This window comes from Paenibacillus koleovorans NBRC 103111 (assembly GCF_004000845.1).
Taxonomy (GTDB): Bacteria; Bacillota; Bacilli; order Paenibacillales; family NBRC-103111; genus Paenibacillus_AA; species Paenibacillus_AA koleovorans.
In genome coordinates, this window is sequence record NZ_BIMA01000241.1 from 1 (window position 1) to 1,638 (window position 1,638).

Consider the following 1,638-nt stretch of genomic DNA (forward strand, 5'->3'; position numbering starts at 1 on the left):
CTCTCTGCTCGATCTGCTCTCTCTGCTCTCTCTGCTCGATCTGCTCGATCTGCTCGATCTGCTCTGCTTGTTTCCCTTGTTTCCCTTGCTCCCTTTTTCTCCCTTTGCTCGACTATCCCGCTCGCTCAGTCATGCAATCAAGTTAAGCGCACCCATCAAGATCTTCCCATCAGCCCAATCAGCACTATTCTACCATCTACACCCCAAGCCCTTCGCCCCTAGAACTCTCCTTTGGTCCATTATCCCTTCCGCTCAGAAATACTTCCATCTAGCCGCAAAGCGTCTACCTATAAACAACCTTTCCCACGAGTAACCCCCTTGTTCCATTATCCCGACCGCTCAGTTGAGCTGATTGGATTGATAAGAAAAATACCGACTAATTGATTTGCCACGAGAACGAATGTTTGCTATAATGAAGAGAACTAGAACACTTGTTCCTATTCTGGAGGTGTGGCATGATCGATTTTGCAATCGAGCAATTCGAGTCAGAGCAGTCCTGTACGGAGTTTATTTTTCGCTCAAAATGGCCTGAAGGTTACCAGTGCTCTCGTTGTGGATCCGGGGATTACTATACAATTACTTCTCGCAGGCTCCCGCTTTTCGAATGCAGAAATTGCAATTATCAGGCTTCGCTTTTGACCGGAACCATCATGGAAGGCAGCCGTACCTCACTCCCAAAATGGTTTACTGCGATCGGGCTTGTCACTCGTGAAAGAGGCATTTCCGCCCTTGAATTATGCAAGATCATTGAGGTAACCTACAAGACCGCTTGGCTGATTCTCCATAAAATTCGTTGTGCCATGAGCTTGAGTGAAGGCGAGACGGTGCTATGTGGGATCGTTCGCATCCATGCAGCCTGTTACGGACGTCCTCATAACCCCAGTTTCCTTCACCATCCCCAGGAGCATCCCATACTTGTTGGTGCCATGCTGGACGGGAATGGTCTGCCTATTCGCGTAAAGTTTGAGAAGGTCGATCTGGCGGACTTTCGCGGGCATGCCGTCCTACGTTCCGGAATCGCATCCTTCCAAGAGCAATTTGTAGACTCTACTTCAACCTACGATGTTCAATCCATCCCCGCCGCCCGATTCGCCGTCAAACGGTTTCCTCCTATTCTCAAAATCGCCAGGCAAGCCTGCTCGGTACTGAACAAGACCTACCACGGGCTCGGCCCCAAACATCTTCAAGCATACTTAGACGAGTTCGGCTATCGATTTAATTTGTCCCTGCAGCAGTGCCCTCCTTTCCCATCTCTTGCAAAACTATGTTTGACTTCTTCTCGAATCACTTATCGAGCCCTTACACAATGTGCTTAGGTGTTTGGTTTGTTTCCTGATGCAATCTTGTAGTACCGCCCGCGACTAAACCCTACTAATCTTGCACGAAGCTATTTCGTCAAAATCTCCACCCTATGCTCGACCTAGCTGCCCCATGTTGATTCTCCTGAGTGACGGGGATAGTGGCCATAGGGAGGTGTAGATGGGATGAGGAGAAGGCAAAGTTGCCGTCGTGCACGAATTGAAATCGCATATGAGTCGAGATATCGGACGTTGAATCGTGTATGAGTCGGGATTTCGGACTGGGTAATGACTCGGTTTTTCAAGAGCACCTTGGTCAGGCTATATCAAATTGTTTGAG

The 1,638-nt window shown here is 48.8% G+C and carries 2 protein-coding genes; both read left to right on the forward strand.

What is annotated here, in order from left to right; all coding sequences use genetic code 11:
• On the forward strand, nucleotides 1–313 hold a 313-nt coding region (locus tag PKO02S_RS33040), incomplete at its 5' end, for a hypothetical protein (protein ID WP_218033998.1).
• A gap of 142 nt (nucleotides 314–455) precedes the next feature.
• Nucleotides 456–1,316 (forward strand): transposase, encoded by an 861-nt coding sequence (locus PKO02S_RS31960; protein ID WP_127589324.1) that lies wholly within the window; start codon nucleotides 456–458, stop codon nucleotides 1,314–1,316.
• Nucleotides 1,317–1,638 lie beyond the last annotated feature (322 nt).